The organism is Mucilaginibacter ximonensis (genome assembly GCF_042686265.1).
Classification (GTDB): Bacteria; Bacteroidota; Bacteroidia; order Sphingobacteriales; family Sphingobacteriaceae; genus Mucilaginibacter; species Mucilaginibacter ximonensis.
Genome location: NZ_JBHUPD010000002.1, coordinates 602,386 through 615,127, shown reverse-complemented (window position 1 = coordinate 615,127; position 12,742 = coordinate 602,386). Strand labels below are relative to the sequence as shown.

Annotated in this window: 14 protein-coding genes and 1 tRNA gene; 6 read left to right on the top strand and 9 right to left on the bottom strand. The window is 43.6% G+C overall.

Annotated features, from left to right (window positions below):
• The first annotated feature begins 27 nt into the window (after positions 1 to 27).
• Both ACFS5N_RS10275 and ACFS5N_RS10270 read left to right on the top strand, forming a co-directional pair.
• Positions 28 to 960 (top strand): alpha-E domain-containing protein, encoded by a 933-nt coding sequence (locus tag ACFS5N_RS10275; protein ID WP_377184989.1) that lies wholly within the window; start codon positions 28 to 30, stop codon positions 958 to 960.
• Positions 961 to 1,007: 47 nt separating this feature from the next.
• Positions 1,008 to 1,985 carry a transglutaminase family protein gene (locus ACFS5N_RS10270; protein WP_377184987.1) on the top strand — a complete coding sequence of 326 codons (978 nt, stop codon included), beginning with the start codon at positions 1,008 to 1,010 and terminating at the stop codon, positions 1,983 to 1,985.
• Between the two features lie 8 nt (positions 1,986 to 1,993).
• Here the strand turns inward: ACFS5N_RS10270 and ACFS5N_RS10265 are convergent, their stop codons facing one another.
• The 3 genes from ACFS5N_RS10265 to ACFS5N_RS10255 all read right to left on the bottom strand — a co-directional run bounded on the left by ACFS5N_RS10265 (position 1,994) and on the right by ACFS5N_RS10255 (position 4,176).
• A complete protein-coding gene (locus ACFS5N_RS10265) occupies positions 1,994 to 2,494 on the bottom strand; it encodes a TlpA family protein disulfide reductase (RefSeq protein ID WP_377184985.1) in 501 nt (166 codons plus the stop codon).
• A gap of 14 nt (positions 2,495 to 2,508) precedes the next feature.
• A complete protein-coding gene (locus ACFS5N_RS10260; protein ID WP_377184983.1) occupies positions 2,509 to 3,525 on the bottom strand; it encodes a Gfo/Idh/MocA family oxidoreductase in 1,017 nt (338 codons plus the stop codon).
• A gap of 75 nt (positions 3,526 to 3,600) precedes the next feature.
• Positions 3,601 to 4,176, bottom strand: coding sequence for a DUF4142 domain-containing protein (locus ACFS5N_RS10255; protein WP_377184982.1), 576 nt, complete (start codon positions 4,174 to 4,176; stop codon positions 3,601 to 3,603).
• Between the two features lie 137 nt (positions 4,177 to 4,313).
• Between ACFS5N_RS10255 and gcvH the strand changes: the two genes are divergently transcribed.
• Both gcvH and ACFS5N_RS10245 read left to right on the top strand, forming a co-directional pair.
• Positions 4,314 to 4,694 carry a glycine cleavage system protein GcvH gene (gcvH, locus tag ACFS5N_RS10250; protein ID WP_377184980.1) on the top strand — a complete coding sequence of 127 codons (381 nt, stop codon included), beginning with the start codon at positions 4,314 to 4,316 and terminating at the stop codon, positions 4,692 to 4,694.
• Between the two features lie 149 nt (positions 4,695 to 4,843).
• Positions 4,844 to 4,999, top strand: coding sequence for a hypothetical protein (locus ACFS5N_RS10245; protein WP_377184978.1), 156 nt, complete (start codon positions 4,844 to 4,846; stop codon positions 4,997 to 4,999).
• 67 nt (positions 5,000 to 5,066) lie between these two features.
• On the opposite strand, the gene ACFS5N_RS10240 is transcribed toward ACFS5N_RS10245, so the two are convergent.
• The 5 genes from ACFS5N_RS10240 to ACFS5N_RS10220 are packed head-to-tail and all read right to left on the bottom strand — an operon-like array spanning position 5,067 to position 11,151.
• Positions 5,067 to 6,056, bottom strand: coding sequence for an L-histidine N(alpha)-methyltransferase (locus ACFS5N_RS10240; protein ID WP_377184976.1), 990 nt, complete (start codon positions 6,054 to 6,056; stop codon positions 5,067 to 5,069).
• Between the two features lie 23 nt (positions 6,057 to 6,079).
• Complete coding sequence (gene egtB, locus ACFS5N_RS10235) at positions 6,080 to 7,228, bottom strand: ergothioneine biosynthesis protein EgtB (RefSeq protein ID WP_377184974.1); 1,149 nt, start codon at positions 7,226 to 7,228, stop codon at positions 6,080 to 6,082.
• A gap of 4 nt (positions 7,229 to 7,232) precedes the next feature.
• Positions 7,233 to 8,804 carry an ABC transporter permease/substrate-binding protein gene (locus tag ACFS5N_RS10230; protein ID WP_377184972.1) on the bottom strand — a complete coding sequence of 524 codons (1,572 nt, stop codon included), beginning with the start codon at positions 8,802 to 8,804 and terminating at the stop codon, positions 7,233 to 7,235.
• On the bottom strand, positions 8,801 to 9,760 hold the full coding sequence (locus tag ACFS5N_RS10225) for an ABC transporter ATP-binding protein (RefSeq protein ID WP_377184970.1): 960 nt from the start codon (positions 9,758 to 9,760) through the stop codon (positions 8,801 to 8,803). The genes ACFS5N_RS10230 and ACFS5N_RS10225 overlap by 4 nt, the downstream gene beginning before the upstream one ends.
• Complete coding sequence (locus tag ACFS5N_RS10220; RefSeq protein ID WP_377184968.1) at positions 9,760 to 11,151, bottom strand: mercuric reductase; 1,392 nt, start codon at positions 11,149 to 11,151, stop codon at positions 9,760 to 9,762. Before ACFS5N_RS10220 ends, ACFS5N_RS10225 begins: the two co-directional genes overlap by 1 nt.
• A 197-nt stretch (positions 11,152 to 11,348) precedes the next feature.
• Here ACFS5N_RS10220 and ACFS5N_RS10215 point away from each other — a divergent pair.
• A tRNA-Glu gene (locus tag ACFS5N_RS10215) sits at positions 11,349 to 11,420 on the top strand.
• A 107-nt stretch (positions 11,421 to 11,527) separates the two neighbouring features.
• On the opposite strand, the gene ACFS5N_RS10210 is transcribed toward ACFS5N_RS10215, so the two are convergent.
• Positions 11,528 to 12,034 (bottom strand): hypothetical protein, encoded by a 507-nt coding sequence (locus ACFS5N_RS10210; RefSeq protein ID WP_377184966.1) that lies wholly within the window; start codon positions 12,032 to 12,034, stop codon positions 11,528 to 11,530.
• A gap of 278 nt (positions 12,035 to 12,312) precedes the next feature.
• On the opposite strand from ACFS5N_RS10210, the gene ACFS5N_RS10205 reads away from it, so the two are divergent.
• A complete protein-coding gene (locus ACFS5N_RS10205; protein ID WP_377184964.1) occupies positions 12,313 to 12,699 on the top strand; it encodes an HYC_CC_PP family protein in 387 nt (128 codons plus the stop codon).
• Positions 12,700 to 12,742: the final 43 nt, after the last annotated feature.

The following is a 12,742-nucleotide window of genomic DNA, read 5'->3' as shown; positions in this document are numbered from 1 at the left end:
ATTGGGTGTTCATGATTCAAATAGCTAATGTTAAGTAGAGTAGCAGCAAGTTTATATTGGTTAAGCCGTTACATTGAACGTAGCGACGGTATGTTGCGGATGCTGAAGATTAATTACGCTTCGTCGCAGGATGCTATACATGAGTTTACCTGGGAGCCCGTGGTCAGGATCTTTGCAGGTAACGACGAGGAGGGCGAAACCCTGGGCAATGATAGCCGCGCGGTATTAAAATATATGGTGATGGGCAAAAACAACACCAACTCTGTTTTAAATATCATCACGCTGGCGCGCGAGAATGCCCGAAGCGTACAGGAGCATATTACCAAAGACCTGTGGCAATGCCTTAATGAATATTACCATACCGTAAAAGATCCCAAATTAGAACGCGCATTGCAACGCGAGGACCCTATAAGTGTACTCGATGTGCTTATTAAACAGGTTATGCTTTATTACGGTACTGTGGAGATTACGATGGAACGCGGCGAGGGCCGAAGTTTTATGAACATTGGCAAATACCTGGAGCGCGCGATACAGTCGGTAGATATTTTGGATACCAAATTTGGCTCAATCAATGAGAACCCGGATTTATTAACGGATACTACTTACTGGAAACACCTGCTCCTTTCGCTGGGCGGATATGAACTTTACCTGAAAACCTATCGTGAAGGCTTTGAGGCAGAAAATGTATTGGAGCAGGTGGTATTAAATAATGATTTCCCGCGATCAGTAATTTATTCGGTAAACAATATTCAGCGTTATTTTGAGCGATTAAAGAATGAAACCAACCTGGAAGATTTCAGGGATATGACTTTTAAGATTGGCCGCCTGCAAAGCCGTATTAAATACAGCTCTGTAAAAACCATACGCCAGGAGGGCTTACCTGAGTTTTTAACACAGATACGCAGCGAGCTTTATGGTATTGCCAATGCGCTGAATGAACATTATTTTGCAAATAGTTAGCCCCACCCAAACCCTCCCCTGTAGGGAGGGCTAAAATATTCACTAAAATGCCTGAATTTGAGATACAACATATAACGCGTTACGTCTACGATGCACCTGCGCGCGACAGCGCCAATCAGATTATCTTGTTCCCTATCAAGGACGAGTATCAGGATGTATTAAAGCAGGAAATCACCGTTACCGGTAACCCGATAATAGATAGACATATCGACTACTACGGTAACGAGGTAGGCAGCTTTACCTATGCTTTACCGCATACTGAATTGGTTATCAAGTCAAAAATTTTGGTAAGTACAAAACATAGGCCTTTCCCCATCAATGACATTTTCCCGGCACAGCAATGGGAAGATTTGAAGCCGCTGCAATACATGGTGCCGTACATTGACTTTTTACGCCAGGAATATTTTGAGGGGGCAGATGAGCTAAAACAACTGGTTGAAGATTTAAAGGGCACTGCCGACACGCCTTACCAGGTTGCATTACGCTTTTGTGAATATGTTTACAAAAATTTCAATTACATCAAAGGGGTAACATCTGTTGAGACAACACTCACCGAAATATGGAAATTAAAAGCCGGCGTTTGCCAGGACTTTGCCCATATTCTTACAGAAATGCTGCGTTTAATAAGAATCCCGGCACGTTATGTAAGCGGCTATATCTGTACTGACAAAAACGGCATGCGTGGCGAAGGTGCCACCCATGCGTGGGCCGAAGCTTATATTCCTGATTATGGCTGGCTCGGTATTGATCCAACCAACAACATCATCGCCAATGAGAATCATATCCGCCTGGCGGTGGGTCGCAATTTTATGGATTGCTCGCCGGTTAAAGGAGTATACAAAGGCTCCTCCGGTCACCGGCTGGAAGTTTCAGTGGTAATGGACGATGATAAAGTTATCGTTAAAGAGGATGTGGTTACCGAGGTACCCTATGCGGTTATCAAACCGGCCGTTGATCATGTCGCCAAAAACAGTTACCAGCGCCACCTGGAAATGATACAAATGCAGCAACAGCAGCAACAATAGTTTAGCTGTTAACTTTTAGCTGCCTTAACAGCGGCAATAAGCGTATCTATTTTTTCGGGTGCTTTACGGAAAGCTTTTGACAGTTTGCCATCTGCGTTAAAAACAGCAATGTAAGGAGTTGTCTGTATCCCGTAGTATTTTTGGATCAGGTAACTGTAACCCTCAGTACCTACAATAATATTAGGATATTTTTTAAGATTAAATTCTTTAACAAAGCTCTTAATAGCGCGAATGTCGTAATTGTTTGACCAGGTAATCATCAGGATCTGTGCGTCGCCAAACTGTTTCATTTTTTCGCGCATTTCCATTGTCAGGTGCTGGCAATGCGGGCAATCGGGCGAAAAATAGATCAGCACGGTGCGCTTGTGCTTTAAATTTGCAGGCGTGGCCCAGGTGCTATCCGTTTTTAAAATTTTGTAGCCCGGTATAGCAGCGCCCGGTTTTTCATTTTGTGCATTGCAGCTTAAAACAACTATTATAAAGCTAAAAAATAAGATCAATTTCTTCATATCTCGTATTGCTATCAGGCTTCCAGCATTTCCATCTGCCAGGCCATTTGTTCTTCTGTTATCGGATATAACGCGTTTTCACGTATTGCATGATACACCGCGTAAAATAATTTAAAATATTCTCCTCTTAACGACGGCATAAACTCTATGCTTTTCTCGCCGTCAACGCCAACGGTTACCAATTTCCCTTCCATGCCGGCCGGTTCAACACCGTAAGCTTCATCGGTTGGAAGCATGCCCCGGTTTAGTTGCTCCTCCTGTACATCGCAGCGGTATTTGCTATAGCTGCCAATACTGCCATGCGCCACAAAGGCCGGCAACTGGTCGGGTATCAGTAAGCCCGAAGTTAGGTATACCACTAAACCGGCAGGGTATGTGAGGCGGTAATTCACATAGTCAGGCACTTCAGAAAGTTCGCGCTGAATGGTAGTCAGCTTTTCAAAACTAAGCGGCTTACCAAACAGATAAATGGCCTGATCAATTAAATGCGGACCAAGTTCATATACGATACCATTTATTGGGGTGTCTTTGGTTTCTTTAAACGGCTTTGGGTTAAGTTGTGGTTTGTAGCGATCATACCGCAAAGTAACCTCGGTCAGTTTACCCAGGCGCCCACTATCAATTACCGCTTTGAGCGACATAAAGTCACTGTCCCAACGGCGGTTCTGGTAGCAAAATACTTTTTTTCCTACTGAACGCGCTACATCAAATAGCTCCTGTATCTCGGCAACATTACCCGCGGCCGGTTTTTCAATCAGCACGTGTTTACCGGCATTAAGCGCTTGTTTGGCAAAATCAAAATGGGTAAAATTGGGCGTATTGACAATGATGAGCTCAATTTCGCTGTCAGCTAAAATCTCATCAACAGAATTATAGCTCACTATATCCGGATAATGCTCAGCCATTTTTTTCTGATTACGCTCAACCACTGCTTTCATTTTAAACTGAGGGTTGGTGCTCAGAAATGGGGCATGAAACACACGGCCCGACATGCCGTAAGCCAATAAGCCGGTAACTATAGGTGATGCCATGTTAATGTATTGCTGTGCCAAATTAGGTGTTTAACAAGGCTTATGCAAAAAATAGGCTGAAATATATCGGCATGATTATTTTAATGTCGAATTTATTGCATCAATCAAATCCAGGTGACGTTTAACGGTCATTAAATGACGGTTGGCGAAGGCTTTGATCTGCGGGTCGTAAGCATAATTGGCAGTATGCTCAAACTGAGCGATTGCGTTACGATAATCAGCGCTCATTTTTTCCAGGTAGGCGCGGTCAAAATCTTTACCGGTTTTTTGCGCAAGCTGATTAACAGGGCCCTGATTGTTCCAGCTGATGGAATCAGGAAGCGTTATTTTTTTTAGTTTAGCCAGCGAGTCCAGTCGTTGCCGGCCTTTGGTAAGATCCTTTACCATCATCGCTCCAAAATTTTTAACCCTTTTGTCTGACCCTTTTTGTTTGGCCATATTGCCAATTTTAATTTCAATGAGGCAAGCCTCGGCCATATCGGTTATAAATTTAACATCGTCGCCACCTATGCGTATGTCTGAGTTTTTTGACGTGTCTTGTGAGGTTGTCGCTGCGGTATCATCGTTGTCCTGATTATCGGTATTGCTATGGCATGCCTGTAGCAGGCAGCTTGCAAAGAGTGCAATCAAGAGCAGCAATTTCTTATTCATAACCGGGCGTTTAATAATTGGTAACAAATCCTGTTCCGATGTTGGAAGCAAGTTTTACTAAAAATACTAATTGTTAGCTGATATATGCCATGATGCGCAAACTTTTATTATTTTTGACTAATTAAAATTAACGATATATGAACTTTCCTGCTGAACTGAAATACACAAAAGACCACGAATGGGTTAAATTAGATGGTAACGTTGCTACCATAGGTATTACTGAATTTGCCCAGGGCGAATTAGGTGATATTGTTTATGTAGACATTAACACCGTTGGTAAAGAAGTAGGTAAAGAACAAGTATTTGGTACCGTTGAGGCGGTTAAAACCGTGTCTGACCTGTTTATGCCGGTTACCGGTACCGTTACAGAGGTTAACAAGGCTCTGGACAGCCAGCCTGAACTGGTAAACTCTGACCCGTTTGGCGAAGGCTGGATGGTAAAAGTTACCGTAGCTAACCCATCTGATGTTGACGGCTTATTATCTGCCGATGACTATAAGGCTTTGGTTGGCGCTTAATCATAACCAATCCGCTAAAAATATAAAGGCTCACCGTTTGGTGAGCCTTATTGGTTTAATAACATTTTACGTTGCAGATACGTTTAAAAACCAACCGGTGTTTGCCGATAAAGTTTGTATCTTAGTTATGAATTGGGGCTGTGAAAAATATGATCAAAACTAAATTTATTCTGGTTGGCCTTGGGCTACTGTTGAGCGCAACATCATGCGGTATCTTTAAAAAAGACTGTGGCTGCCCGCATTTTGGCAAAATAAAAGCTCCGGCAAAAACCAATCAAGCTCCGGTAGTTTACGCCGCGCGATAAGAAGTATTCAAAGAAAATATAAGGTGTCACCCTGAGGCACTCCCTTTTTATCCTGTTTTAATATAATTTATTCAGCCACCCAAATTGTATCCACAAACCATTTTTTGCTGTCAAACAACCTGTCGGTTGGTTTAAAGCCGGTGTTAGCAGCCATCTGGTCGGTTTGCATTACCGTGAATTTCTGAGATATCTCCATGTAGATATACTCGTCTTTAATAAAGCGCACGGTCTCTTTGCCAATATTTACCAACTGGTCTTTTAAACTGATCAGGTAGCTTTTGCAGGCACCGGTCTCCGGGTCGTACATAGCATAATGATCAAACTGCTCAATGTTAAAATTGCCTTCAAGCTCGCGGTTAATACGCTCCAGCAAATTAAGGTTAAATCGTTTGGTGATTCCTTTTGAATCGTTATAGGCCCTGAGAATGGTTTCTGGATTTTTTTTCAGGTCGAAACCAATCAGTGCCATATCCCCCGGCGATAAATGTTTACGCAATTCGGCACAAAAAGCAGTTGCCTCGGCCACCGGCATGTTACCAATATTGCCGCCCATAAACAATACCACCTTGCGGCGTTTAGATAATGATGCCGCTTTTTTCAGCATATCAAAATACTCGCCGTTAAGGCCCGTCATTCTTAGCCCCGGAATAGCCAAAGGAAGTTTTACCGTTAAGTAGTTAATGGTATTGGTAGATATATCTATTGGCAGGTAAGTAAAGTCCATCTTTTCCTGCTGTAAATGCCTTAGCAGATATGATGATTTTGTTGCGTCGCCTGCGCCCAACTCTATCAAATCAAAAGGGTCACCATCGCCAATTACCGCTTTGGCCAATTCAGGTGTTTTATTGGCAAATATGTCCAGCTCACAATTGGTTGGATAATATTCAGGACAATCCATCAGTTCCTGAAAAATCTTGTCGCCTACAGCATCATAAAAATATTTTGACTGTAAGCGCTTTGGCGTGGAGCGCAGGCCCTTGATAACATCTGTATAAAACGTATCTGTTTTACTTTTAGATGCCGCCACTGGTTTGGTTTGGACAGCAGGTTGGTTCATTATAAGTAAATGGTTTGGATAAATTACTTAGCAAGCCTTATGCCAGTAAATTGCCAGCGCAGGCCGGTTTGGAAAAAATTACGATAAGTTAATCTGCTATGCCCGGGCGGCGTTACTTCTGACGCCCCGCGCAACACTTTTTGGTTAACCATAAATTTGCCATTATACTCGCCAATGGCGCCGGCGGCTTTGGTAAACCCGGGATAGGGCAGGTATGAACTTTCGGTCCACTCCCAGGCCTTGCCCCATTCAAATTTTGGTGCAGCAGCTTCCCACTCAAATTCGGTTGGCAGGCGCAGACCCTTCCAGCTGGCATAAGCATAGGCTTCGTAATAGCTGATATGGCAAACCGGCTCATGTATTTTCAATGGCTCTAACCCGTGGTAGGTATATACATGCCATTCATCGTCAATTAAGTGCCAATACATTGGCGACTCCACCTTGTTATTTTTCACCCAATCCCAACCCTCGGCATGCCAGTGGCGAAAATCATGATAACCACCGGCCTGTATAAATTCCAGATACGCCGCATTGGTTACCAAATTGGGGCTAATTTCATAAGCATTCAGATATACTTTATGTCGATTAAGCTCGTTGTCAAAACAAAACCCATCGCCTTCAAACCCTATTTCGTAAACGCCTTCATCCATTTTAATAAAATCAGCGTCACTATGGTTTACCTTGGGCGATATATAATTTCTATCATAGGCCGGGAAAAGCGGGTTATGCCCCAGGATGTACTTGATATCAGTATATAGCAGCTCCTGATGTTGCTCCTCATGGTTTAAACCCAACACAATAAGTTCGCGAATTTGTGCCGATGGCTCTTTACATAAAAACTCGGTCATGGCATCGTCCACATATTCGCGGTAGCGATAAATGTCGATTACCGTTGGCCGGCTCAAATTACCTCGGTCTGTACGGATTACACGGTTGCCCACAGCTTCGTAATAGCTATTAAAGACGTAGTTATAGTTTGGGTCGAAATCCTGGTAACCCATAAAGTACGGCTTCAGAATAAACGTCTCAAAAAACCAGGTGGTATGGCCAATGTGCCATTTCGGCGGACTGACATCAACCACAGGCTGCACCACATAGTCCTCGGTTTGCAAATGGCTGCAAATAGCCTCGGTATGCTTTCTGACTTTAAAATAACGGTCTAATAACTCCATTGGTTTATTTGGTTTCCAGGTATTGTTTTAAATCGGATATAGTTTTAACACCCAATTGAGCAGCTTGTTTTCTGCGCATCATCAAAGCATAAGCATTGTTAAACCCAATAGGTTGTAGCCATTTAATCTGGTATCGTTTCTCAAACTCGGCCTTTACATAATTATAGGTCTTTTGCTTGTCGCCGGTTACTTCATCAATTTGCCGTTGCGCTGGTTGCAAAATAGCCAGCAGGCCCGTGCCGGTGTATTCTGGATACAGATCGATCTGGTTATTGGTCATGGCATCGAAACAAATTTTAGTGCCCCCCAGGCCGGTTTTGGTAGCCACATCGTAGTCTGTGTAACCTTTTATCAGCATACTATACATACTGGCCAGAATATACTGCTCGCCAAATATTTTGGAGCCGATGCGTACTGTGCCTGCATGCCCTTCGCGCGACGGTTTAAGTAGATTGTGTGCCACCAGGAAATCTTTTGCCACCCGTTCAGGGCTTTGGTGAAGATAGTCGGTGCGATAGTTTAAGTCGGTCATGACACTATCATTTATTTTGCCGGCCAGTAAATTGAGTGTCGGCTCCAGTTGCGGGAATTTTTTTAAGGCATCCTCGCGTACTATGGGCGCCGCGTAATATGGCGGGAAGATCTTTTTATCATCGTCCAAAACCACCAGGTCATAGGCTTTCAGGCGGCCGTCGGTTGAGTAGCCGCTAATGACGTCAAGTTCTTTCTCAAAGGCTGCTTTATACATCACCGCATCGCTGATTACGATCGTATGTATTTTTAATCCGTATTTGCTGCGCAGGCCCAGGTTACCATCCTGCCTGCCCATAAACTCGGGCGTAAAACCTGCTGTCAGCTTGCTGCCATAGGCTGATGGAATAAAATAAAAGCAAGCCATAAGTACCACAATAACCGGCAGCACTTTGGCGGCAACCTTTAGCTTTTTAAGATTTAGATGCTGTAGCATTGACAGCAAAAAATCAAACAAAACAGCCAGCAAAGCTGCAGGGATAGCTCCCGCCAAAATCATATTAGTATTGTTGAGCGATATCCCGCCAAATATAAATTCACCTAAACCGCCGGCAGCGATGTACGATGCCAGCGTAGCCACACCTACATTGATTACCGTTGCTGTGCGGACGCCGGCTAAAATAACGGGCATAGCCAACGGCAATTCAACTTTAAAGAGCAATTGCCATTTGTTCATCCCCATGGCTATAGCAGCCTCTTTAACGCTACTATCAACGCCTGTAACGCCCGTAAACGTATTTCTGATAATAGGCAGCAGCGCATATAACAAAAGCGCTACAATAGCAGGCTTTGGGCCAATGCCCAAAACCGGTATCATAAACCCCAAAAGCGCAATGCTCGGTATGGTTTGTAATACACCCGCTACACCCAGTACCGGCCCCGAAAAGGCTTTTCTGCGCGCAATGAAAATCCCCAAAGGTAAACCAATCAGCACGGCGATGATCAGCGAGATAAACGTCAACCCGATATGCTGCAGCGTTTGCGTTAACAGCTTATCGCTTTGCTGTGCCATGAACTGCCAGAGGTTTAGTTGCTGCTCATTCATGTGCTTTGCTGTTTTTTATACTGATAAAATGCCGACATCAGGTCTTCAAAACTAAGTCTGCCCACCTCTTTATGTTGTGCATCATGTACAGATATATATTCTGACCGAGTAAATTTCAATTGCTCTAATAAAAACCACAAACTTGAATCGTTCGGCAATACTTTACCCCGTAATTCAAAAGTTCCTCCGTCGGCCGATGAAGGCAGAGGAGGTTTAATCGCCTTAAACTCCAACTGCAACCTTTGCTCTTTCAAAAAATCCTTAACGAAACTATTAGCCGGTTTAAACAGCAGTTCGGCCGGCGAACCGTTTTGAACAATTTTGCCTTTGTCCATCAAACAGATGCTATCGCCCAGTTCAAAAGCTTCCTGCACATCGTGCGTTACCATGATGATGGTTTTGCGCTTCAATTCGTCAAGGTCTTTAAATTCCTGTTGAATTTTGGAGCGCGTTACGGTATCTAGCGCGCCAAAGGGTTCGTCCATTAACAAAACCGGTGGATTGGTAACCAAGGCCCTGGCAAGGCCCACGCGTTGCTGCTGGCCGCCGCTTAGCTCGTTGGGGTAAGCGCTCAGGTGTTTCTTATCCAGGTGCAATTTTTCTAATAATTCGCTAACGCGATGTTTGATCTGCTTTTCGTCCCAGTTTAAAAGCCTGGCTACTATAGCAATGTTTTCGGCGACGGTATAATGCGGAAACAGCCCGTTATTTTGCAGGACATAGCCAATGCCCCGTCGCAGCATTTCAGGCTGCTGGTCCAGGATGTTTTTGCCGTTGATGAACACCTTGCCCTTATCAGGCTCAATAAGCCGGTTAATCATTTTAAGCGTCGTGGTTTTGCCGCATCCGCTGGTTCCCAGCAAAATGAGGTTTTCGCCTTCGGCAACTTCAAATGAAATATTGTCGACCGCCTTAGTTTTACCGAACGATTTGCCTAAATGCTCAACCTTGATCATTAGTCTTCAACACGCATAAATAAATTATTGAGCGACTCGGAATACAGCGGGTGCGCAAACACACAATACCTGATTCTGTCGTAGGTGATGCCGCCCTCCATTGCCATTTGCAGTACCGACATGATCTCGCCGCCCTCCTGGCCCAGAATAGCCGCACCCAGTATTTTTTTAGTTTTACGGTCGACAACGGCTTTCATGAAGCCCCGGGTATCACCAGTCTCTACAGCCCGGGCCACATGGGCCATTGGCAATTTGGCAACTATATAGTCTAAGCCCTGTTCTTTAGCCTCATGCTCGCTGATACCGATGCGCCCCAATTGCGGATCAGTGAACATGCAATAGGGTAGTGGCCTGTCGTTAGTATTATAATTATGTTTTTCTATGAGATTTCTATAGACGATGGTATAGTCATTATAAGAAATATGCGTAAAGGCAGGGCCGCCTTTTACATCGCCCAAAGCATAAATTCCCTTAACATTAGTTTCAAGCTTGCTATTTACTTTGATATAGCCTTTCTCATCCGTTTTAACCCCGGCTTTGGCTAAATTCAGCGTGTCGCTGTTTGGCACCCTGCCGGCAGCAACCAGCACATGACTGAACTTTTCTTTCTTTTCGTGTCCGGCATTTTTGATAGTGGCTATAATCTTGCCTTTTTTGTTTTGCTTAAATTTTACCGCTTGTGAGCCAGTTTGTACATTGATATTCTCCAGTTCGAGGAGCTTTCGCATCTCGGCACAGATATCCTCATCCTCACGCGGTACCAATCTTGCCGATCGTTCCAAAACAGTTACTTTGCTGCCAAACCGGCGAAACATCTGCCCAAATTCCAAACCAATATAATTGCCGCCCAGCACCAATAGATTGTCCGGCACTTTATCCAGCTCTAAAATAGAAGTTGAAGTAAGGTAATCTATATCCTGCAAGCCCTCAATGTCCGGAATAAATGTACGGGCGCCCACGTTCAGGAAAATCCACTCGGCTTTTAGCAGCCTGGTGCCGCCGTCATTTAATCGTACAGTAATAGTTTTAACATCAGTAAATTCGGCTTCGCCAAATATCAGCTCCAGATTAGGCGTTTCTTCGGCCGCCTTGGTACTGCCCTTGCGGGCGTTGATCACAATATCGTCCTTGCGCTTTTTAATTAGGCCCAGATCCACTTTATAGCTTTTGATCTTGACACCTAAGGCAGCGCTGCTTGCCGCCATGTAAGCCGCCTTTGCCGAGGCTACCCAGGTTTTGGTTGGCGTACAACCATCATTTACGCAGGTGCCGCCAACCCAACGCCGCTCTATCAAGATGGTTTTTTTGCCGGCATTAGCCAGCTTTTTGGCTAAGGGAAGTCCGGCCTGGCCGGCGCCTATAACTATGGCATCATACTGTTTTGGCTTCATGCAGAGGCTTGGATGTTATTATAAAGATATGTGGTTATTTAATAGGATTATAATAACATACACAGGTTTTTGTTTGCTTTTTGCGCAGCGGATCAGTCTTCAAAAAAACGGCAGAATTTTTTTTTAAACTTTTTTTTAGTTTTAATTCTATTCGTATATCTTTGCAGTCCCAAAATAAGGGAAACCATTTAACAAATGGCCCGTTCGTCTAGGGGTTAGGACAGGAGATTTTCATTCTTCAAACAGGGGTTCGATTCCCCTACGGGCTACAAAGCCGCTCTACGAAAGTAGGGCGGCTTTTTTTTGTTAGAAGAGTTTACAACCGGCTTCTTGCATTAAATGCCTTTTAACCTCGACCGCCTGATCCCGTCGTGGTTTATTGTTTAAGAATGGTCAATGTTTCCATCATCTCATTTACAATTAACCCGGCCTTAGTAAAGTCGCTTTCAGTAAATATAGGCGCGTTAATAGTCAAAATATTATCTCCAACAATTGTTGAGGCGAATAATTGGATTTTAACTTGTTTGGCTACGTTGACCGGCACGCTGCCAACCTTGAAATACCAAATAAACCATCCCTTTGATTTAGTTATAACCCACTGATTGTTGGGGTTTATTAATTCAGTATGCAAGTCATTTTTAAAATAATCTAACTCATATTCGGCGTAAGCCTGCAGGACATTTTTTTGACTATTTATATTTTGTAAGTCTGTAGCATTTCTATACCCGCTAACTTTTAATGGGGTAACTTGAATGGTTTGATCATCAACAGATAAAATATTTTGCGACTGGATAGCCAACGCATGCTTCAGCTCAAATTTGACTAATATCGTTGCGCTTGAGCAAACGAGTTCAGTCAAATCCCCCGATTTCGATATAAGCAATTTGCTTTCAACCGGCGAATATGAAATCTGCCCTTCTACTTTGTTGGTAGCAAATAATCCTGCTATAATAATTATTAAAAAGATTCTCATAGAATACTAATAACCGATATGACTAATATACTTCAAAGTACAATAAGCATTTCATTTTTAGTGAAATTTAACCGGTCAATTAGATCATCCTCAAAAGGGTTAATAGCCCGCGTCTGGACAGCGTATGGTTTTTCTTTTCAATTAACACGGCTCTTGTATTTTAAAATCCTAACAATTAGCTTTGTAACATGATGAAACGCTTCTCAGCAATGTTTACCGTCAAGGTGTATTTAATTACAGCCCTGGCTTTTGCGCTTCATTTACATTTTTGCGGTAAGGTTTTCGCGGGGGTTACGGTTAACGGACCAACAAAAACCTGCTCGGTGCCTATGGCATCAAAAAAATGTTGTAAGGAGAAACAAGTCGATGTAAAGATCAAAGACTCTCATCAAACCGAGTCGCCTTCGCTGATGAAGAAGCTGTTTGGCTTTGAGATCTCTAAAATTCCTTTTGGCGACTATGTTTTGTCGGCACAGCAGGCCTTGCTTGACAAGCTGAATGCAACGCCACCTCCTCCTTCGCCGTCATCGGGCAAAGAGGCACAGTATATCAAAAACTGTAGCCTCCATATTTGATAAACTTATCGTCTTTTAAATTTCGCACCTGCAGTTAAGCTGC

What these genes read in the sequence shown, in the direction of transcription:
- ACFS5N_RS10275 (WP_377184989.1), top strand. Translation starts at nt 28, where the DNA reads ATGTTAAGTAGAGTAGCAGCAAGTTTATATTGGTTAAGCCGTTACATT.
- ACFS5N_RS10245 (WP_377184978.1), top strand. Translation starts at nt 4,844, where the DNA reads ATGATCAAAACTAAATTTATTCTGGTTGGCCTTGGGCTACTGTTGAGC.
- ACFS5N_RS10220 (WP_377184968.1), bottom strand. Translation starts at nt 11,151, where the DNA reads ATGAAGCCAAAACAGTATGATGCCATAGTTATAGGCGCCGGCCAGGCC.
- ACFS5N_RS10260 (WP_377184983.1), bottom strand. Translation starts at nt 3,525, where the DNA reads ATGGCATCACCTATAGTTACCGGCTTATTGGCTTACGGCATGTCGGGC.
- ACFS5N_RS10255 (WP_377184982.1), bottom strand. Translation starts at nt 4,176, where the DNA reads ATGAATAAGAAATTGCTGCTCTTGATTGCACTCTTTGCAAGCTGCCTG.
- ACFS5N_RS10240 (WP_377184976.1), bottom strand. Translation starts at nt 6,056, where the DNA reads ATGAACCAACCTGCTGTCCAAACCAAACCAGTGGCGGCATCTAAAAGT.
- ACFS5N_RS10225 (WP_377184970.1), bottom strand. Translation starts at nt 9,760, where the DNA reads ATGATCAAGGTTGAGCATTTAGGCAAATCGTTCGGTAAAACTAAGGCG.
- egtB (WP_377184974.1), bottom strand. Translation starts at nt 7,228, where the DNA reads ATGGAGTTATTAGACCGTTATTTTAAAGTCAGAAAGCATACCGAGGCT.
- ACFS5N_RS10205 (WP_377184964.1), top strand. Translation starts at nt 12,313, where the DNA reads ATGATGAAACGCTTCTCAGCAATGTTTACCGTCAAGGTGTATTTAATT.
- gcvH (WP_377184980.1), top strand. Translation starts at nt 4,314, where the DNA reads ATGAACTTTCCTGCTGAACTGAAATACACAAAAGACCACGAATGGGTT.
- ACFS5N_RS10265 (WP_377184985.1), bottom strand. Translation starts at nt 2,494, where the DNA reads ATGAAGAAATTGATCTTATTTTTTAGCTTTATAATAGTTGTTTTAAGC.
- ACFS5N_RS10230 (WP_377184972.1), bottom strand. Translation starts at nt 8,804, where the DNA reads ATGAATGAGCAGCAACTAAACCTCTGGCAGTTCATGGCACAGCAAAGC.
- ACFS5N_RS10270 (WP_377184987.1), top strand. Translation starts at nt 1,008, where the DNA reads ATGCCTGAATTTGAGATACAACATATAACGCGTTACGTCTACGATGCA.